The sequence below is a fragment of the Mesorhizobium sp. WSM1386 genome (assembly GCF_055901595.1).
This window is the reverse complement of sequence record NZ_CM148373.1, coordinates 2,862,145-2,879,522: the sequence shown is the minus strand read 5'-3', so window position 1 is coordinate 2,879,522 and position 17,378 is coordinate 2,862,145. Positions and strand designations below refer to the sequence as shown.

17 protein-coding genes are annotated in these 17,378 nt (G+C 64.2%); 6 read left to right on the top strand and 11 right to left on the bottom strand.

The window, feature by feature from the left end; translation table 11 throughout:
- Nucleotides 1-4 precede the first annotated feature (4 nt).
- Nucleotides 5-799: a MoaF C-terminal domain-containing protein gene (locus AC0NIH_RS14035; protein ID WP_473467367.1), complete on the bottom strand. Its 795-nt coding sequence runs from the start codon at nucleotides 797-799 to the stop codon at nucleotides 5-7.
- Between the two features lie 14 nt (nucleotides 800-813).
- Entirely contained in the window at nucleotides 814-1,602 is a 789-nt protein-coding gene (locus AC0NIH_RS14030; protein ID WP_023778974.1) for an SDR family NAD(P)-dependent oxidoreductase, read from the bottom strand.
- 198 nt (nucleotides 1,603-1,800) lie between these two features.
- Between AC0NIH_RS14030 and AC0NIH_RS14025 the strand changes: the two genes are divergently transcribed.
- The 3 genes from AC0NIH_RS14025 to AC0NIH_RS14015 all read left to right on the top strand — a co-directional run bounded on the left by AC0NIH_RS14025 (nucleotide 1,801) and on the right by AC0NIH_RS14015 (nucleotide 6,484).
- Entirely contained in the window at nucleotides 1,801-3,303 is a 1,503-nt protein-coding gene (locus AC0NIH_RS14025) for an aldehyde dehydrogenase family protein (protein ID WP_473467365.1), read from the top strand.
- A gap of 4 nt (nucleotides 3,304-3,307) precedes the next feature.
- Nucleotides 3,308-4,894: a GMC family oxidoreductase gene (locus AC0NIH_RS14020; protein ID WP_473467443.1), complete on the top strand. Its 1,587-nt coding sequence runs from the start codon at nucleotides 3,308-3,310 to the stop codon at nucleotides 4,892-4,894.
- A 378-nt stretch (nucleotides 4,895-5,272) separates the two neighbouring features.
- Nucleotides 5,273-6,484, top strand: coding sequence for an alpha-D-ribose 1-methylphosphonate 5-triphosphate diphosphatase (locus tag AC0NIH_RS14015; RefSeq protein ID WP_473467363.1), 1,212 nt, complete (start codon nucleotides 5,273-5,275; stop codon nucleotides 6,482-6,484).
- Between the two features lie 112 nt (nucleotides 6,485-6,596).
- On the opposite strand, the gene AC0NIH_RS14010 is transcribed toward AC0NIH_RS14015, so the two are convergent.
- Together AC0NIH_RS14010 and AC0NIH_RS14005 are read right to left on the bottom strand one after the other, a co-directional pair.
- Nucleotides 6,597-6,797 carry a hypothetical protein gene (locus AC0NIH_RS14010; RefSeq protein ID WP_473467362.1) on the bottom strand — a complete coding sequence of 67 codons (201 nt, stop codon included), beginning with the start codon at nucleotides 6,795-6,797 and terminating at the stop codon, nucleotides 6,597-6,599.
- A gap of 77 nt (nucleotides 6,798-6,874) precedes the next feature.
- On the bottom strand, nucleotides 6,875-7,054 hold the full coding sequence (locus tag AC0NIH_RS14005; protein WP_473467360.1) for a hypothetical protein: 180 nt from the start codon (nucleotides 7,052-7,054) through the stop codon (nucleotides 6,875-6,877).
- 33 nt (nucleotides 7,055-7,087) lie between these two features.
- On the opposite strand from AC0NIH_RS14005, the gene AC0NIH_RS14000 reads away from it, so the two are divergent.
- Nucleotides 7,088-9,112, top strand: coding sequence for an amidase (locus tag AC0NIH_RS14000; protein ID WP_473467358.1), 2,025 nt, complete (start codon nucleotides 7,088-7,090; stop codon nucleotides 9,110-9,112).
- Nucleotides 9,113-9,254: 142 nt separating this feature from the next.
- On the opposite strand, the gene AC0NIH_RS13995 is transcribed toward AC0NIH_RS14000, so the two are convergent.
- The 3 genes from AC0NIH_RS13995 to AC0NIH_RS13985 form a co-directional block, all read right to left on the bottom strand.
- Nucleotides 9,255-9,599: a hypothetical protein gene (locus AC0NIH_RS13995; RefSeq protein WP_023778980.1), complete on the bottom strand. Its 345-nt coding sequence runs from the start codon at nucleotides 9,597-9,599 to the stop codon at nucleotides 9,255-9,257.
- 61 nt (nucleotides 9,600-9,660) lie between these two features.
- Nucleotides 9,661-10,308 carry a ThuA domain-containing protein gene (locus AC0NIH_RS13990; RefSeq protein ID WP_224687174.1) on the bottom strand — a complete coding sequence of 216 codons (648 nt, stop codon included), beginning with the start codon at nucleotides 10,306-10,308 and terminating at the stop codon, nucleotides 9,661-9,663.
- 43 nt (nucleotides 10,309-10,351) lie between these two features.
- On the bottom strand, nucleotides 10,352-11,374 hold the full coding sequence (locus AC0NIH_RS13985; RefSeq protein ID WP_473467356.1) for an LLM class flavin-dependent oxidoreductase: 1,023 nt from the start codon (nucleotides 11,372-11,374) through the stop codon (nucleotides 10,352-10,354).
- 135 nt (nucleotides 11,375-11,509) lie between these two features.
- Here AC0NIH_RS13985 and AC0NIH_RS13980 point away from each other — a divergent pair, with 135 nt between their 5' ends.
- A complete protein-coding gene (locus AC0NIH_RS13980) occupies nucleotides 11,510-12,595 on the top strand; it encodes a CaiB/BaiF CoA transferase family protein (RefSeq protein WP_473467355.1) in 1,086 nt (361 codons plus the stop codon).
- A gap of 14 nt (nucleotides 12,596-12,609) precedes the next feature.
- Nucleotides 12,610-13,122, top strand: coding sequence for a peptide deformylase (locus AC0NIH_RS13975; RefSeq protein ID WP_473467353.1), 513 nt, complete (start codon nucleotides 12,610-12,612; stop codon nucleotides 13,120-13,122).
- A gap of 118 nt (nucleotides 13,123-13,240) precedes the next feature.
- Here the strand turns inward: AC0NIH_RS13975 and AC0NIH_RS13970 are convergent, their stop codons facing one another.
- From AC0NIH_RS13970 to AC0NIH_RS13955, 4 genes are all read right to left on the bottom strand, one after another.
- Nucleotides 13,241-14,302, bottom strand: coding sequence for an ABC transporter ATP-binding protein (locus AC0NIH_RS13970; RefSeq protein WP_473467352.1), 1,062 nt, complete (start codon nucleotides 14,300-14,302; stop codon nucleotides 13,241-13,243).
- Between the two features lie 10 nt (nucleotides 14,303-14,312).
- A complete protein-coding gene (locus tag AC0NIH_RS13965; RefSeq protein ID WP_352710594.1) occupies nucleotides 14,313-15,125 on the bottom strand; it encodes a carbohydrate ABC transporter permease in 813 nt (270 codons plus the stop codon).
- Complete coding sequence (locus AC0NIH_RS13960; protein WP_473467350.1) at nucleotides 15,125-16,000, bottom strand: carbohydrate ABC transporter permease; 876 nt, start codon at nucleotides 15,998-16,000, stop codon at nucleotides 15,125-15,127. Before AC0NIH_RS13960 ends, AC0NIH_RS13965 begins: the two co-directional genes overlap by 1 nt.
- A gap of 75 nt (nucleotides 16,001-16,075) precedes the next feature.
- On the bottom strand, nucleotides 16,076-17,368 hold the full coding sequence (locus tag AC0NIH_RS13955; RefSeq protein ID WP_473467348.1) for an ABC transporter substrate-binding protein: 1,293 nt from the start codon (nucleotides 17,366-17,368) through the stop codon (nucleotides 16,076-16,078).
- Between the last annotated feature and the right edge of the window lie 10 nt (nucleotides 17,369-17,378).

Below are 17,378 nucleotides of genomic sequence, written 5' to 3'. Positions count from 1 at the left end.
GCGGTCAGACCGGCGCCTTGGCTTCGTCGTAGACGGTTCTGGATTTCTTCTCGATGTGGGCGCCGGCCGGCTTGTTCTCGACCTTGCCCTGGCTGGTCACGCCAAGGAATTTGCCGGTCGAGCGCATCGTGTCCCAATTGTAGAAGAACAGCGACGCGACCGGGATGATGAACTCGCGGAAACCAAACACATACTGGTTCTCGGCGAACTTCCAGGTCGTTGCTAGATCCACGTCGCCATGGCCGCGCTGCACGCCGACGAGGTTCTGCCAGGCATAGCGCTCGGAGCTGAGATAGATGTGCTCGTAGACGTGGTTGGGACTGTATGTGTAGTGCGCGGTGAGCCCGATCAGGTCCCGGGTCGGTGCCGGCACGATGCCGGTCGGCGCCACGCTGGGGTCGCCGAGCACACCGGCCGACCAGGTCTGCGCCACGCGTGGCTCGCCGGGCGCCTCGCCTGCTTCACGCACCCGTTCGCGTACCGACAGCACGCGGCGCGTACTGGTGTTGACGATGAGCGCCTCGTCCTCCGTCGGCCGGGCGGCGAAACTCATGTTGATGAAGAACACATCGGAGGCGACTTCGAGCGCCTCGTACCAGTCCGCGCCGGCTTCCGTGCCCTCGCTCCACGCCACCGTATCGGCTGACGTGAAGGCCAAGTCGATGGTGCGGCCGGTGTCGAGCGTGATCTTGAAGGTCTGCCCGCGCAACGCTGATGTCGTCGGCAGCCGGTTGGTGGCGATGCCGGCGGCGAAATCGTCGAAATGCTTCCAGTCGGCCGGCCTGTTCTGGTCGTTCATGGTGCTCCTCCACATCAATCGACAAAAGCTAACGTGGGCAGGTCGACGACGGTGGCGCCGCCATCGACCGTCAGGATCGACCCGTTCATCATCGCCGCCTCGTCGGAGGCGGCGAAGCAGATGACGTTGGACACTTCTTGCGGTTTCGCCGGCCGGCCGAGCGGCACGTCCTTCGTCACCAGCCGATAGGCCTCTTCGATCGAGCCAAGCCCGTGCTTTTCGACGATCATCTCCATCTGCTCGTCGGCCATGTCGGTCGACACCCAGCCCGGGCAGATGATGTTGGTGCGCACGCCCTTGCGGCCATAGTCGCGCGCCAGCGATTTGCCGAAGCCGATGCAGGCATGTTTCATGGTGACGTAGCCGGCCGCGTCCGGCCCGGCGAACAGGCCGGCGATAGAGGCGACGACGACGATGTTGCCTCGGCGCTCGATCAGGTCGGGCAGGCATTCGCGGGCGCAAACGAAGGCGGTGTCGAGATTGGTGCGTGTCGCCAGGCTCCAGGTTTCGTCACTCATCGAGATCGTCGGCCCGACGCCATGGCCGCCGGCATTGGCGACGAGTATGTCAACGGGCCCGACCTTGTCATGCACTTCGGCCAGAGCCGCGCGCACCGCCTTCGGATCGGCGGCGTCGCCCTGCACCACCAGCCCACCAATGTCCCTGGTCACGGCCTCCAGCGGCTCGCGCCGCCGGCCCATCAGCACCACCTTCGCGCCGTCGGCCGCCATGCGCCTGGCAACCGCCGCGCCGATGCCGGTGCCGCCGCCGGTAATGAAGGCCGTCTTTCCCGAAAATCGCATTGTTCGATCCCGATTGATGCTGTGCCGGCTGTGCGCCGATCTTCGCCAAGGATAGTGCGGCATCCGCCATTTCGCGTCTTGTCCGAGCGGGAACTTTGTTTTGACTGAGCGCGCACTCGTGCTTTGGGAGGCTTGAAGCCGGCCGATGCGCTCCATAATCCTCGGCTGGGATGTTCATCAGCAATCGAGGAGGATGGCGTGAACGAGAGAACCGTGCCGCCGATCAGCCCTGCCGCCGCCGCTTTCCTGGCGCGTCCGCACCGCCCCTTCATCAATGGCCGCTTCGTCGAGGGCCTCGCTGGTGACGGCCTCGCCGTCGACGATTCCGCCTCCGGCGAGATCGTCGCGCACGTGCCGGAAAGTGGCCCCGAACTGGTCGACCAGGCGGTGCGCGCGGCGCGAGCCGCGCTCGATGGACCGTGGGCATCGATGCGACCGGTCGACCGCCAGAATTTGATGTTGAAGCTCGCCGACGCCGTCGAGGCCGATGCCGACCTCCTTGCAGAGATCGAAAGCATCGAGAACGGCAAGTCGCTCGGCGTCGCCCGCATGCTGAGTGCGGCCGGCACCGTCGACTGGCTGCGCTATTATGCCGGCTGGGCAACCAAGATCGAAGGCTCGACCTTCCAGGTCTCCATTCCCGTACCTCCTGGCGCCAAACATCAGGCGATGACCGTGATGGAGCCGGTCGGCGTCGTCGGCGCCATCGTCCCGTGGAATTTCCCGCTGCTGATTGGCATGTGGAAGATCGCGCCGGCGCTCGCCTGCGGCTGTACCGTGGTGCTGAAGCCACCGCAGGAAACCCCGCTCGGCCTGCTCCGGCTCGCCGAGCTGATCGAGGCATCGGGTTTTCCGCCCGGCGTCGTCAACATCGTCACCGGCAGCGGCTCCGTCACCGGCGAAGCGCTGATCCGCCATCCCGGCATCGACAAGTTGACCTTCACCGGCTCGACGGAAGTGGGAAAACGCGTCGGCCATGCCGCCGTCGACCGCGTCGCCCGTTTCACGCTGGAACTCGGTTCGAAATCGCCGATGATCCTGCTTGCCGACATGGAGGAAGGCATCGAGCCTTTGGTCGCGGGCCTCGGCATGTTCTTCAACCAGGGCCAGGTCTGCACCTCGGCCTCACGGCTCCTGATCGAGAAGTCGATCTACGACCGCACGCTGGCGCGGCTGGCCGAGATCGCCGACGGCATGACGCTGGGCGCCGGCCGCGACGCCGATGCGCAAATCAACCCGCTGGTCTCGGCCAAGCACAAAAGAAGCGTCGAGGGGTTTGTCGAGCGTGGGCTGGCGGCCGGCGTCGAACGGGTCAGCGGCGCGCGGCCGGTCCCGGCCAGGGGCCATTATGTGGCGCCGACCATCCTGCACAATGTCCGACCGGACATGGAGATCGTGCGCGAGGAAGTGTTTGGGCCGGTGGTGGCGGCGATGCCGGTCGCCGATCTCGACGAGGCGATCCGCATCGCCAACGACACGCGCTACGGCCTGTCGGCCTCGATCTGGACCCGCGACATGGGCAAGGCGATGACCGCCATCCATGGCCTCAAGGCCGGCACGGTGTGGGTCAATTCGCACAATACGCTCGACCCCGCGGCACCCTTCGGCGGCTTCAAGCAGTCGGGCATTGGCCGCGAGCATGGCCGTGCGGCGATCGACGGCTACCTCGAAACCAAGACCGTCATCATGCGCTACGCCTGACATGATGAGCGCGGAATACGACTACATCATCGCCGGCGCCGGCTCTGCCGGCTGCACGCTGGCCAACCGGCTGGTCAATGCCGGCAAGCGCGTGCTGATCGTCGAGGCCGGGCCTGCCGACAACACGCGGCTCATCGACATGCCCGCCACCTTCGCCAAGGTGATCGGCACGGCGCGCAGCTGGATCTACGAATCCGAGCCCGAGCCGAGCGTCGGCGGACGTCGGCTGCCGGTGCCGCAGGGCCGCACGCTGGGCGGCGGCTCTTCCATCAACGCCATGCTCTATGTCAGGGGCCAGCCGCAGGATTACGATGGCTGGCGCGACCTCGGCTGCCCCGGCTGGGGCTGGGACGAGGTGTTGCCGGTGTTCCGGCGGCTGGAGCGCAATGAGCGGCTGGCCGGCGAACGCCACGGCACCGAGGGACCATTGCCCGTCTCCGATCCACGCCACCGCCATCCGCTGTCGTTGGCTTATGTGCAAGCCGCGCAACAGGCCGGTTATCGCTACAATGACGACTTCAACGGAGCGCAACAGGAAGGCGTCGGCTTCTACCAGACGACGACTGCGAACGGCGAGCGCCAATCAGCGGCAAAAGTGTTCCTGAGGCCGTTGGCCGGCAACGCCAACCTGACCGTGGTCACCGATGCGCTGGTTACCGGCGTGACACTGGAAAACGGGGCGGCAAGCGGCCTCGCCTACACCACTTCGGACGGCCGCAACCATACAGCGACGGCAAGGGCCGAGGTGATCCTCACCGCCGGTGCGTTGGCGACGCCGAAGCTGATGATGCTGTCGGGACTGGGGCCAGCCGAGCATCTGGCCGGGCTGGGCATTCCCGTCATCCGCAACATGCCTTCGGTCGGCCGCGACCTGCAGGATCATGTCGCGGCCCCCGCCTATGCATTGACACGCCAACCGATCTCGCTGCTCGGGCAGGACCGCGGCCTGAAGGCGCTGCGCCACGGCATCCAGTACCTGATGTTTCGCAGCGGCCTGCTGACCTCCAACGTGGTCGAGAGCGGCGGCTTCTTCGACACCGATGGCGACGGCCGGCCCGATGTCCAGTTCCACGTCCTGCCGGTGATGATCGAAAGCGCCGAGCACGGTTCGATCGAGCGCCACGGCATGGAGCTCAACCCTTGTGTTCTCCGGCCAAAGTCGCGCGGCACGGTCGGCCTGCGCTCACGTGACGCCGCCGACCCGATCCGCTTCACCACCGGCTTCCTGTCCGATCCCCATGATCTCGCTCTGCTGCTCGTCGGCATGAAGATTGCCCGCAATATCCTGCGCCAGCCTGCCCTGCAGGCCGTGATCGCCGAGGAACTGTCGCCGGGTAACGATGCGGATCTTTCCGACCAGACGATTACAGACCACATCCTCGAACACGCCAAGACCGTCTATCACCCCTGCGGTACCTGCCGGATGGGCACCGACGACGGCGCGGTGGTCGATCCGCAATTGCGCGTGCGCGGCGTACCGCGCCTGCGCATCTGCGACGCCTCGATCATGCCGCGCCTGATCAGCGGCAACACCAACGCGCCCGTGATCATGATCGCCGACCGCTGCGCCGATTTCATCCTGGGCGCGTAAGCAGCCGTTCACCTTGGCTTTGGCCGCATGCAGCAGCACGCTCGAAAGCTGCACGCGCTCGCTGATCCGTTGATGGCCGCCAGCCTGCTGTCCGCGGTGCCGGTCTTGGTGCTATTCCTGACCGCGCAGGTTAAAAGTAGGCTCCGGGCGCGCGCATCACCTATTCCGCCTTCATGTAAATGTCATAAAAATCAAATGGAAACCGGCATTCGGGTGAACTAGAAAACATAGGGTTGTCCTGGAGAGATCGATCGAAGCGGCGGCAACCGTCGCCATGATCGGCGTCTTCCATCACCCGAAAATGTCGCCGACCTTGTCATCAGCGAAATCCACCTTGAAACCACTTCCCACCCTGAAACCACTTGCAAGAGACATGACATGTGGCTGAGTGACTTCGAAATTGTCCTGCGTGACCGTGTCGTTGCCAATGGCGCTGTCAGGATCGAAAACGGCCGGATTGCCGAAATCCGTGACCAACCTGTCGAGAATGCCGACATCGAGGGCGGCGGCCGCCTGCTCCTGCCGGGCTTCATCGACATGCATGGCGACATGGTAGAGAAGGAAGTCGAGCCGCGCACCGGCGTCCATGTGCCGATGCAAATCGGCATTGCCGAACTCGACAAGAAGCTCGCCTCCTGCGGCGTGACGACGGCCTATGCCGCGCTCTCCTTCATCGGCGCCAGCGTCACCAGCGGCGTGCTGCGCTCGGAAGATCATACATCCGATATCATCGAGACCATTGCCGGGATGAAGGACGATCTGCTTGTCGACCACCGCATCCATGCCCGGTTCGAGGTCACCTTCACGCCCGCGATCGCCAAGCTGCAAAGGTTGATGGATGCAGGCAAGCTGCACCTCATCTCCTTGATGGACCACACGCCCGGCCAGGGACAATACCGCGACGTCGAACTCTACATCGCCCGCATCGCCAAGGAGCGTGGCATGTCCGTTGCCATGGCCTCCGAGATCGTCGGACAGCGGATGGCCGGCCGCGAGGGCCAGGGCGATGTACTCAACGCGCTGCAGGATCTGTCGGCCCGCGCCCGCGCCTGCGGCATCGTGCTTGCCTCGCATGACGACGACACCCTGGAAAAAGTGGAACTGGTCCATGGCCTGGGCGCCGTGCTCAGCGAATTCCCGGTGACGCTCGAAGCGGCGCAGGAAGCCCGCCGGCTCGGCATGCACACCGCAATGGGCGCGCCCAACGCACTGCGCGGAGTTTCCTATTCCGGCAATCTTTCCGCCCGGCGGGCCTATGAGGCGGGATTGCTCGACATGCTGGCCAGCGACTACCATCCGGCCTCGATCCTGCCGGCCGTGCTTGGCCTGGCACAGGTGCGCGACGGCGGCCTGGCAGCGGCGGCCGCGCTGACAAGCGCCAACCCGGCCGCGGCGCTCGGGCTCACCGATCGCGGCGCCATCGAGCCGGGGCTTCTGGCCGACCTGGTGGTTGCCGACCGCCAGCCGGTGGCACGTGTCCGCGCCACCTTCCGCGCCGGCCGCATGATCTACGGCGACGGCACGCTGGCGCCAGTCCTCAAGGCAGAACGTTTCGAAGAGGCCGCCGCTGGCCGTTACCGGCTGGCCTGAGGCGCTTTTCTGGAATTGCCTCAGAGCAGTTCACAAACGGTGAACTGCTCTAACTCTTTGTTTTGACGCAATTCCGGACGGAAAACCGTTTCACACTTTTCCTGGAATTGCTCTAGAGATCGAGCACCACCATCATGCCCCGCACCTCTGCCATTTCCAGCAGCAGATCCTGCAGGCTCTCAACGGTCAGCGCGACACCGGTTATCGCCAGCAACTCCGCGATACTCTCCTTCATCGAAATGACGGCAACCCCGGTTTTTTTGGAAAGCATCCGTCCGATGGCTGCGCGGATATGGGCATTCTGTTCAGACATGATCTCCTCTCATGCTGTGAGATCGGCACGGTTTCCCCCGACAATATGCTTTTGACGCAACTTCCGCGAGCTTTTGCTTACGTCTGCAAGCCATCTTGTTGATGATCGTCCAAAATCATCTCGTTGACCGTCATCTGGGCAGAATTGGCATCGTCATGGCTCGACAGCCGCTCAGCGCGGATAGGTCGGCGGCAGGAACAACACCTTCCGACGAAGCCTGCGGATTGGCCCTTGCCGAAGCTGGCGGCCTCGCTCATCCATGGTATCGAAACGACAGTTTGGAACCAGTGATGACCGATGCCAGCCTTCATCTCGTCGAAGCGACGATCGAACAATTGCGCCGTGCGCTCGACGACGGCCTCGTCACCAGCGTCGAGGTGGTCGGTGCGTATCTCCGTCGCATCGCGCATTTCGACCGCCATGGCATCAGCCTCAACGCCGTTCCCGTGCTCAATCCAGCGATGTTCGAGGAAGCGGCTGCTTCCGACCACCGGCGGCGCACCGGTGCCGTGCTCGGGCCGCTCGACGGTATCCCCTACACCGCCAAGGATAGCTACAAGGTCAAAGGCCTGACGGTGGCTGCCGGATCGCCTGCCTTCGAGCATCTGATCGCCAATGAGGACGCCTTCACCATCACGAGGCTCAGGGCCGGCGGCGCGGTGCTGATCGGCCTGACCAACATGCCGCCAATGGCCAATGGCGGCATGCAGCGCGGCGTCTATGGCCGCGCCGAGAGCCCCTACAATGCCGACTATCTGACCGCCGCCTTCGCGTCGGGCTCGTCCAACGGTTCGGGCACGGCGACAGCAGCCAGCTTCTGCGCCTTCGGGCTCGGCGAGGAAACCTGGTCGTCCGGCCGCGCGCCGGCCACCAACAACGCGCTGGTCGCCTACACGCCCTCGCGCGGCGTCATCTCCGTGCGCGGCAACTGGCCGCTGGTGCCGACCATGGATGTCGTCGTGCCGCACACGCGGACCGTGTACGATATGCTGGAACTGCTCGACATCATCGTCGCCGACGATCCCGAGACGCGAGGCGATTTCTGGCGCGCGCAGCCCTGGATCAAGCTGCCGAATAGCTCCGAAATGCGGCCGCAACGCTACACCGAGCTGACGCTTGCAGGATCATTGAAAGGCAGACGGCTCGGCGTACCCCGAATGTATATCGGCCGCGACAGCGGCGCCGACCGGCCGATCGAAACCCGGGCCTCGGTGCTTGCCCTGTGGGAACAGGCGGCGGCCGATCTCAAACGGCTGGGCGCCGAAGTGGTGGAAGTCGATTTTCCCGTCGTCTCCAACTACGAGCGCGACCGTCCCGGCGCGCGCACCATGGTAGAGCGCGGGCTCGTGCCGAAGGAGTTCGCGAACCGCGAAATCTGGGACCTATGCATCTGGGGTTGGGACGATTTCCTGCGCGCCAATGCCGACCCTGATATTCCCGACCTCGCCTCGGTCGATGGCCCGAAAATCTTCCCGCAGCCGCCAGGCACGCTGCCCGACCGCTACGAAGGCAGCTTCGACCTCGCGGACTACGTCGAGCGGGCGAAAGCCGGCGTCACGCCTTTCAAGGATATCCCGACGATGGAGGATGGTCTCAAGGGCCTGGAAACGACGCGGCGGATCGATTTCGAGGACTGGCTCGATGCACAAGGCATCGACGCCGTGGTGCTGCCCGCCGCCGCCGATGTCGGCCCGGCCGATGCCGACATCAACGAGGCGTCCGCCGCCCTTGCCTGGCGCAACGGCACCTGGGTCGCCAACGGCAATCTGGTCTGGCGCCATTTCGGCATCCCGACCGTCACCGTGCCGATGGGCACCATGGCCGACATCGGCATGCCGGTCGGCCTGACCTTCGCCGGTAAGGCCTATGACGACGAACGGCTCCTGTGCATGGCCGGCGACTACGAACGCGCCACGCAGCGCCGCACCCGCCCACCGCGCACGCCGGAACTGGCCGATGACGTGTTTTCGGATCGGCCCGCCCGGTGTGGCGACGGCAAGGCGCCACCGCTTGTCATCGCGCTTGCCGCCGAGACGCGTTCTTCGGGCGATCAGGACGAGATATCCATTACAGTCGACCTGCCCGGCGACGCGGAGGCGGAGAATGCCAGCGTCAAGGTGCATATCAACGGCGAGCCTGTCGCATTGCAACGAAGCGGCGCGCGCCTAGTCGGGCGCGCGCTCGTCCCTGCAGCCGAGCATCAGCGGTTCCACAGCGTCTGGCGCGGCCCGTATGGCTCGATCATCACGGCGGTGGTGCGGCTGGAGGATGGGCGAAGCGCTGGCGCCTATGTGGTTGTGGGCGGGATCAGGTGAGGGTCTCAGCGTCTCCGGCTTCGTCATCCTAGGGCGGAGCAAGGAGCGAAGCGACGCGGCGCAGGATGACGAAGCCAGGGGCCTATGGATAGTCGCACAAGTGCCGTCAATGACAATCGCGAACCCGGGAGAGCCGCCCCGGTCAGCCACTGGCCGAGCGTCTCGCCACAAAGGCCAGGTCCCGCTGAATGACATCCCGCTTGTCTTGCGACAGACCGGCAAGCAGCTTTTCATCGAGATGCCCTGCTCGAATAAGCTGCGCGAACACGAAGAGAAGCTGCGAATAGCGATAGTCGAACGTGCGATCGATTTTCCGTCGCTGTTCACGCAAATAGTCTTCGAGCTCCCACATCTCGGAGGGCTGCGTCACCGCACTCGCCTTGCTTTTGAAGTCGGCCATCGTCTTTGCGAGCGCCGCCTCAAGGGCGGTATCGAAGGCATGGCGCGCGAGCTTCTTTTCGGATCCGGACCACTCGAAATCACTCATTGGATATCTCCATGGATGCCCTGTGAATTCGGCCCAGATTTTCACGAAAACGCGCTTGCTGCTACCCTCGCGCCGCCCATACCAACCCGCGCTCCACAATCAGCGCCATTTCCGGCACCGCGAACTCATCCGCCGTGTGTCCAAGAGAACTATAAAACACCCTGCCCGAACCATACCGGCGCTTCCAGACCACAGGCATGACAACGCCGCCGATGCCCGGAAAATGCGCGTCAGTGAAAGTGGTCGTCGCCAGCACTTCGTTGCTTGGGTCGACATGCATGTAATACTGCTCCGACCGGTAGGCGAAATCGTTGATGCCTTTGGTGATCGGATCGTCCGGCCGGGTGATGGCGACTTGGTAGTCGATGATGTCGCCGGGGTGCGCGACCCATTGGCCCCCGGTCATGAACTGATAGTCGGGCTCGTTGCGAAAACTGTCGCCCATCGTGCCGTGAAAGCCGCCGAGCCCGGTCCCCTGGCGAACGGCCTGCGTCAGGTTCTGCAGCTCGGCCTTTTCGATCGTCGACATGGTGATGACAGGCACGATGAGATCGAATGATGACAACTCCGGATCTGCGAACATCGCCGTGCCCTGGCCCAGCGTGACGGCGAAACCGTTACGCTCGAGCAGCGCGCGGATGACATTGGCGCTGCGCTCCGGCGTATGGCCTTCCCAGCCGCCCCAGGCAATCAAGGCTTTCTTCGCCATGCCGTATCTCCTCTCCTCCGTTGTCGCTGTCTTGGCGCGCCTGTCAGCGCCAACCCAGCCCAGGCGCGACATGGGTCAGGATCGCCTCGATGACATGAGCGTTATAGTCGACGCCGAGTTGGTTGGGCACGGTGAGCAGCAGCGTGTCGGCCTCGGCGATCGCCTCGTCCTGCGCCAATTCCTTGATCAGCACATCCGGCTCGGCGGCGTAGCTGCGCCCGAAGATCGCCCTGGTATTCTCCTCGATGAAGCCGATCTGGTCGCGGCTCTCATTGCCGCGCCCGAAATAAGCGCGGTCGCGGTCGTCGACCAGCGCGAAAATGCTGCGGCTGACCGAGACGCGCGGCTCACGCTCGTGGCCGGCCGCTTTCCAGGCCTCGCGGTAGACCCTGATCTGCTCGGCTTGCTGGATGTGGAAGGGCTTGCCCGTCTCGTCGAATTTCAGCGTCGAACTTTGCAAATTCATGCCCAGTTTCGCCGCCCATTCCGAAGTGGCGTTGGTGGCCGCACCCCACCAGATGCGCTCGCGCAGGCCTTCCGAATGCGGCTCCAGCCTGAGCAGGCCGGGCGGGTTGGGGAACATCGGCCGCGGATTGGGCTGTGCAAAGCCCTCGCCGCGCAGCGTGTCGAGGAAGACCTCGGCGTGGTGCCGCGCCATGTCGGCGTCGCTTTTGCCTTCCGGCGGCACATAGCCGAAATAGCGCCAGCCATCGATTACCTGCTCGGGCGAGCCGCGACTGATGCCGAGCTGCAACCGCCCGCCAGCGATGATGTCGGCCGCGCCCGCGTCCTCGGCCATGTAGAGCGGATTTTCGTAGCGCATGTCGATGACCGCGGTGCCGATCTCGATGCGGCTGGTCTTGGCGCCGACGGCCGCCAAAAGCGGGAATGGCGAGGCGAGCTGGCGGGCAAAGTGGTGCACGCGGAAATAGGCGCCGTCGGCGCCGAGCTGCTCGGCGGCGACGGCAAGATCGATGGATTGCAGAAGCGCATCGCTCGCCGAGCGCACCTGCGATTGCGACGAGGGCGTCCAATGCCCGAATGACAGGAAACCGATTTTTTTCATGGTCCTGAAGTATATGCCGGCGGCACGTGCTTCAATGCCAAAACGGCAGGGTTACACACCGTCGCCCTGCACGGTACCAAAAGCAGGCGATACCAAAAGTGCGCGATGCCGAGCCTGAGCGCCATGGAGGGCGGAATGCTGAAGGGAACCCGCATCGTCGAGATCGAGGCGCTCGGGCCAGCCCCCTTTGCCGGCATGCTCTTTGCCGATCTCGGCGCCGATGTCATCGTCGTCCACCGCAAGCAGGCGCCGATGCCCGGCGTCCCCGAACGCTCGCTGCTCGATCGCGGCAAGCGCTCGATCGCGCTGGACCTCAAGGATGCCGCCGACGCCGCCGTGCTGATGCGCCTGATCGCCACCGCCGATGGATTGATCGAGGGTTTCCGGCCCGGCGTCATGGAACGTCTCGGGCTCGGCCCGGATGCCTGCCTCGCCGTCAACCCGAAGCTGGTTTACGGCCGCATGACAGGCTGGGGCCAGGATGGCCCGCTCGCCCGCACCGCCGGTCACGACATGAACTATATCGGCGTGTCCGGTGCGCTCTGGTACGGCTCCTTGCCAGGAGAGGTGCCAATGGCGCCGCCGACGCTGGTCGGCGACATAGGCGGCGGCGCGCTCTATCTGGTGATCGGCATGCTCGCCGCCATCATGAACGCGCGCGCCGGTGGCAAAGGCAGCGTCATCGATGCGGCGATCGTCGACGGCTCGGCCCACATGATGAACCTGTTGATGTCGCTTGCCCCATCCGGCGCGCTCGCCGCCGAGCGCGGCCAAAGCCTCCTCGACGGGCCGCATTGGTGCCGCGTCTACCGCACCGCGGATGGCGGCTTCATCAGCGTCCAGTGCATCGAGCCGAAATTCTATGCGCTGTTCCTCGAGCGGCTTGGTCTCGCCGCCGATCCGCAATTTGCCAACCAATTCGACCGGGATCTCTGGCCGGAGCTCGGCAACCGGCTGGCGGCGATCTTTGCAGAGAAATCCCGCGGCGAATGGGTCAAGCTGTTCGAAGGGTCGGACGCCTGCGTCGGGCCGGTACTTGGCCCGTGGGAGGCAGCACTGCATCCGCACATGGCCGCCCGCGGTACATGGCTGACGGTGGACGGTGCTCTTCAAGCGGCGGCGGCACCGCGTTTTTCGGCAAGGGCGCGGTGCTCGCCTGCCGCAAGCCCGGCGCGTGGCGAACACGATGCGGAAATCCGTGCTTGCCTGGCCGAATCGTGACGTAGGAGGAGTCCATGGCGGTTCGGCCGATCATAAGGTTCCCCAATCCCCTTCTCCGCGCGGTGGCGGAACCCGTAAAACTGTTCGACAGCGACTTGCAGGGTTTGGCCGGTGATCTCGTCGACACCATGCATGCGGCGCCCGGGATCGGCATCACCGCCCCGCATATCGGCATTTTGAGACGCCTGGTCGTGATCCAGCTGCCTTCCGCCGCAAAGCCGGGCATCTACGTCAATCCATCTGTTATCCAGGCCTCGACCGAAATGATCCATCATGCGGAAGGCAGTGTTTCGATGCCCGGTGTCACCGAGCATATCGAGCGACACGCGCGCATTATCGTTCGCTATCAGGATCTGGATGGCAATGAGCAGTTCGAGAACGCCGATGGTCTGCTGGCGGTTTGCCACCAGCATGAGATCGACCAGCTCGACGGGCTCTTCTGGACGCACAGGCTGACGCCCCTGAGGCGCGACCGGCTGGTCAAGCGCTACGGCAAACTCATGCGAACCTCCCAGACGCCACGATAGATCGTAGAGGACGGGTTCGGCCGGCAAGAAATTGCGCCGCCCGATCGCGATGCGGTGCATGCCGGGGCCGGCAATCCACGCCGGGTTGGGGAACGGCCTGAGGCACCACCAAGCAGGATCAGCGAATGCGCAACCCCTGGGTGTCGAAGATGCGGGTGCGGCTGGGCAGGAAGCGCAGCGTGATCGTCTCGCCGAAACGCGGCTGATCCTCGCGCCGTTCGGCGACCACCGTCTCGCCGCCGGCCAGCGCGCCGTGCACGTAGGAGGTCGATCCCAGGCGTTCGGTGACATCGACGGCCAGCGCAAGCTCGACGCCCTGCTTCTCGTCGAGATGCTCCGGCCTGATGCCCAGGGTAACGTCTTGGCCAATGCCAAGCCGCGTCGTGAGATGAGAGATATCGACACTGGCATCGCCGACAAGCACGGCTTTCCCGTCCTCGGCCACCTTCGCCTTGAGGAAATTCATGCGGGGCGAGCCGATGAAGCCTGCGACGAAGGCGTTGTCGGGATCGTCGTAGAGCGACAGCGGCGTGCCGATCTGCTCGATCTTGCCGGTTTTCAGCACGACGATCTTGTCGGCCAGCGTCAGCGCTTCGGTCTGGTCGTGCGTCACATAGACCATGGTGCGGCGGATCGACTGGTGCAGGCGCTTGATCTCGGCGCGCAGTTCCGTGCGCAGCGCCGCGTCGAGATTGGAGAGCGGCTCGTCGAACAGGAACAGCCTGGGATCGCGCACCAGTGCCCGGCCGATGGCGACGCGCTGGCGCTGGCCGCCGGACAACTCACGTGGCTTGCGACCCAGCAAGGGTTCGATCTGCAGCAGCTTCGCCACCGCATCGACCTTCTCGCCTGACGTCTTGCGGTCTAGTCCGCGCATCTTCAGCGGAAAGGCAATGTTCTCGGCCACCGACATGGTCGGATAGAGCGCGTAGGACTGAAACACCATCGCCACGTCGCGCTCTCGCGCGGGAAGATTGGTGACGTTGCGGTCGCCGATGACGATGGTGCCGGAATCGATCGGGTTGAGCCCGGCAATCGCATGCAGCAGCGTCGACTTCCCGCAGCCCGAAGGCCCGAGCAGCACGACGAAGGAGCCTTCCTCGACTTCGACCGAGACATCGTCCAGCACGTTGACCGCACCGTAGGATTTCGACACCGACCGTATAGACAAATTCGCCATCGTATCCCCCTCAGCCCTTCACGCTGCCCAGCGTCATGCCGCGCACGATCTGCCCCTGCACCAGAACGCCAAGCACGATCATCGGCAGCATGATGAGCGTGGCGGCAGCGGTAAGCGCGCCCCACTGGATGCCCTGGAATGTCAGGAACGAGGTAATGGAGACCGGCAACGTCTGGGTGTCGCGGCCGGTCAGCACCAGGGCGACGAAGAACTCGTTCCAGGTGAACAGCACGCACAGAATCAGCGTCGCGACGATGCCGCCGCGCGCCGCCGGAAGGTAGACATGCCAGAACACGCTGAACTCGCGCGCGCCATCGACGCGGGCCGCATCGCGCAGCTCCTTCGGAATGTCGTCGAAGAAGGTGATCAGCAGCGAGATGGCGAACGGCACATTGACGAAGGCATAGGCGGCAATCAGCAGCCAGTGCTGGTTGAGCGCGCCGATGCGGGTCGCCAGGTAATACATCGGAATGACGAACAGCAGCGCCGGCGCGATGCGCAGGCTGAGGATGAACTTTTCCTTGGAGCGGCGCAGATTGCCCGGCTGCTGCGCCAACCCGTAGGCGGCGACCGAGCCGATGGCCACCGCCAGCGCGCTGGACAGGATGGAAATGATGAAGGAATTGGCAAACGCGCTAAGGAAGCCGCGATTGGCGAACACAGTGCGGTAGTTGTCGAGCGTCGGGCTGAACAGCCAGACCGGCGGAATGGCGAAGGCGTCGCGCGTCGTCTTGAACGAAGTCACTACCACCCAGTAGAGCGGGAACAGCACCGCCAGCAAAAGCATGAGCAGCCCGACATAGAAAACCGTACGCCGGCCCATCAGCGCTCTCCCGCTTTCGGAAACAGCACGCTGTACATGGTCAGGAGCGCGACATTGGTGAAGATGGTCAGGATGACCGCGATGGCCAGCGCGTAGGAAATGTCGAAATTGGTGAAGGCGACGATGTAGCCGTAGTAATTCAGCGTCTCCGTCGACAGCGCCGGCCCGCCGCGCGTCATGATGTAAAACAGGTCGAACGCCTTGATGCTGTCGATCGCCCGGATCAGCGCGACGATGGCGAGCGCTCGGCGCAGCATCGGCAGCAGCACATACCAGGTCACCTGCCATTCGCGCGCGCCGTCGACGCGGGCGGCATCGAGCGGATCGGTGGGTGCCGATTCCAGTGCCGCCATCACCAAGAGAATGACGAAGGGCGTCCATTGCCAGATGTCGGCGATCAGCACCGAAAACAACGCCAATTGAGGACTGCCCAGCCAATCGACCTGGGACATGCCGGAGAGCGACAGAAGGTAGTTCGCCATGCCGGTGGCGGGATCGAACAGGAAGCGCCAGGTCAGCCCGACGACGACCGGCGTCATGATGATCGGCACCAGAAGCAGCGTCCGCACCAGCCGCTTCATGGCGAAGTCACGATCGAGGAAAAGCACGACGGCAAGGCCGAGCGCGATCTCGATCATCGTCGCCAGCGTCGTGAACAGCACCGTGCGCCACAGGGCCGCCATGGCGCGTGGATCGCCGAAGAAGCGCAGGTAATTGTCAAGGCCGACGAACTTTTCCCGTCCGGCGCGCATCAGCGACAGATCGTGCAAAGAAATCCAGATCACGAACAGCGTCAGCGCGACCGATGCCACGGTCAGGCAGACGATGATCGGCTGGAAGAAATGCCTGGTCGGATCCGATGCTGCTGTCGCCACGGTCTCAATCCACCCGTTGAGGATCTCGCCCTGCCGCGCACAGGAAGCGCACGCGGCAGGGCACGCCTTACCCGCTTATCGGGCGAGCGCGGCGTTGTTGGCCTCGTCCGCCTCCTTCAAGGCATCGGCGGCGCTGGCCGTGCCGGCAAGCGCCTTGGAGACGGCGATGCCGGTGTTGTTGATGATTTCGTTGGCCTGTTCGACCGTCGGCAGGTATTGCGGATTGCCGGCATTGATGGCGGCGATCATGCCGTCCTTGAAGGCGCCGTAGCGCTTGCCGAATGCCTCGCCGTTCAGCACCGAAAGCGAGGTCACCCCGGAATTGGGATCGGTTTCGATCGCCTTCAGCTGCTGCTCCTTGGCGGTCGCCCAGGCGGCAAACAAAGCCGCCGCTTCCTGGTTCTTGGATTCGGCCGAGACATACATCGAGTGCACGGCGAGCGAGGACGAGCCGCCCTTGGGCGAGGAGGATTTCATCGGCACCGGCACATAGCCGACCTTGCCGACGACCGTGGAGACGGTGGGATCCTCGTTGTAGGCGCCGTTGACGGTGGCATCGAGGGTGATCGCCGCCTTGCCGTGCTGGAACAGCAGTCGGTTTTCTTCCCAGCCGAAATTGGCGACACCAACCGGACCGTAATCCTTCAGCACCTTGGTGAAGGCTTCAAGTGCGGCGGCACCCTCCGGCGTCGCCAGCGCCGACTTGCCGCCGGCGTCGAGGAACGAGCCGCCAAAACCCCACAGATAGGCGGCCCAGACATAGACGCCCTGGATGCCTTGCTGGCCGCGCATGGTGATGCCGGCGATCTGCTTGTTGGTTTTTTCGGAGATCGTCTTGGCAGCATTCTCGATGTCCTCGAACGTCTTCGGCGCCGCAAGTCCGTACTGTTCGAACAGATCCTTGCGGTACATGACAAAGGTGCTCTCGCCGTAGACCGGCAGCCCGTAGACCTTGCCGTCGACCACGTTGGTGTTGAAATAGCCGGGCACGAAATCGGCCCTGTCGAAATTCTCCTTGTGCTTGGCCAGGAAATCGTCGAGCGGCACGACATAGCCCGACTTCACGAAACCCGGCAGGTAGATGATGTTGTTCTGGACGACGTCATAGCGGCTGGACTTGGAGGAGAATTCCAGCAGCTCCTTGGCCGTGATGTCTTGCTCGGGTACGATTTCGAGCGCCACGTCGATGCCGGTCACCTGCTTGAATTCCGGCAACAGCCTCTGGATGGCGTCGGTCGTCGGATGGCCTTCGAGCAGCACCGACAGTTGCACCCCGTCGAACGGCTTGTCCTGCGCGAAAGCCGGCAGGGCCGTGGCAAGCGCGGCCGCGGCCACGCCAAGCATCAACACATTGCGTCTGTTAAACATTTCTCGTCTC

What these genes read in the sequence shown, in the direction of transcription:
- AC0NIH_RS14020 (WP_473467443.1), top strand. Translation starts at nt 3,308, where the DNA reads ATGAGCGCGGAATACGACTACATCATCGCCGGCGCCGGCTCTGCCGGC.
- AC0NIH_RS13955 (WP_473467348.1), bottom strand. Translation starts at nt 17,368, where the DNA reads ATGTTTAACAGACGCAATGTGTTGATGCTTGGCGTGGCCGCGGCCGCG.
- AC0NIH_RS14015 (WP_473467363.1), top strand. Translation starts at nt 5,273, where the DNA reads ATGTGGCTGAGTGACTTCGAAATTGTCCTGCGTGACCGTGTCGTTGCC.
- AC0NIH_RS13965 (WP_352710594.1), bottom strand. Translation starts at nt 15,125, where the DNA reads ATGGGCCGGCGTACGGTTTTCTATGTCGGGCTGCTCATGCTTTTGCTG.
- AC0NIH_RS13980 (WP_473467355.1), top strand. Translation starts at nt 11,510, where the DNA reads ATGCTGAAGGGAACCCGCATCGTCGAGATCGAGGCGCTCGGGCCAGCC.
- AC0NIH_RS14005 (WP_473467360.1), bottom strand. Translation starts at nt 7,054, where the DNA reads ATGAGCGAGGCCGCCAGCTTCGGCAAGGGCCAATCCGCAGGCTTCGTC.
- AC0NIH_RS13995 (WP_023778980.1), bottom strand. Translation starts at nt 9,599, where the DNA reads ATGAGTGATTTCGAGTGGTCCGGATCCGAAAAGAAGCTCGCGCGCCAT.
- AC0NIH_RS13975 (WP_473467353.1), top strand. Translation starts at nt 12,610, where the DNA reads ATGGCGGTTCGGCCGATCATAAGGTTCCCCAATCCCCTTCTCCGCGCG.
- AC0NIH_RS13985 (WP_473467356.1), bottom strand. Translation starts at nt 11,374, where the DNA reads ATGAAAAAAATCGGTTTCCTGTCATTCGGGCATTGGACGCCCTCGTCG.
- AC0NIH_RS14035 (WP_473467367.1), bottom strand. Translation starts at nt 799, where the DNA reads ATGAACGACCAGAACAGGCCGGCCGACTGGAAGCATTTCGACGATTTC.
- AC0NIH_RS14030 (WP_023778974.1), bottom strand. Translation starts at nt 1,602, where the DNA reads ATGCGATTTTCGGGAAAGACGGCCTTCATTACCGGCGGCGGCACCGGC.
- AC0NIH_RS13970 (WP_473467352.1), bottom strand. Translation starts at nt 14,302, where the DNA reads ATGGCGAATTTGTCTATACGGTCGGTGTCGAAATCCTACGGTGCGGTC.
- AC0NIH_RS14000 (WP_473467358.1), top strand. Translation starts at nt 7,088, where the DNA reads ATGACCGATGCCAGCCTTCATCTCGTCGAAGCGACGATCGAACAATTG.
- AC0NIH_RS14010 (WP_473467362.1), bottom strand. Translation starts at nt 6,797, where the DNA reads ATGTCTGAACAGAATGCCCATATCCGCGCAGCCATCGGACGGATGCTT.
- AC0NIH_RS13990 (WP_224687174.1), bottom strand. Translation starts at nt 10,308, where the DNA reads ATGGCGAAGAAAGCCTTGATTGCCTGGGGCGGCTGGGAAGGCCATACG.